The following is a 440-nucleotide window of genomic DNA, read 5'->3' as shown; positions in this document are numbered from 1 at the left end:
CCCCACACTACCATCGGCGATGCGTCGTTTCACTTCTGAGTTCGGGATGGGGTCAGGTGGTACCAACGCTCTATTGTCGCCAGGCAAACTGGCTTGAGGCGCGACAGCGGCGACAACCATGCCCGATAAAGCGGGGCAGGTTCTACCCGATACAGCGGGGCAGGCTCTCCCGGCAATCTTCTGGCCGGGATCACGGTGCGCACTTCACGTCCTCAAATAAGGTCAGGTAAATCAAACTGTCTGTTCTGGTGTGTTGATCTTCAACACTGGACTTGTCACAACATCCAACTGTCTTCTCTTTAACGCCCTTACTGCATCCCCGACTACAGCAGCCAGGAACAACGGTAAAGCCGTCAAATAACTTGGATTATATGGTCAAGCCTCACGGGCAATTAGTACTGGTTAGCTCAACGCCTTACAACGCTTCCACACCCAGCCTA

The 440-nt window shown here is 53.6% G+C and carries 1 rRNA gene; it reads right to left on the bottom strand.

Annotated features, from left to right (window positions below):
• Positions 1-84, bottom strand: a 5S ribosomal RNA gene (rrf, locus tag F0M18_RS19895); the annotation flags it as partial.
• Positions 85-440: the final 356 nt, after the last annotated feature.

This window comes from Pseudohalioglobus sediminis (genome assembly GCF_008370495.1).
Lineage (GTDB): Bacteria > Pseudomonadota > Gammaproteobacteria > Pseudomonadales > Halieaceae > Halioglobus.
This window is presented reverse-complemented; position numbering and strand designations above follow the sequence as displayed.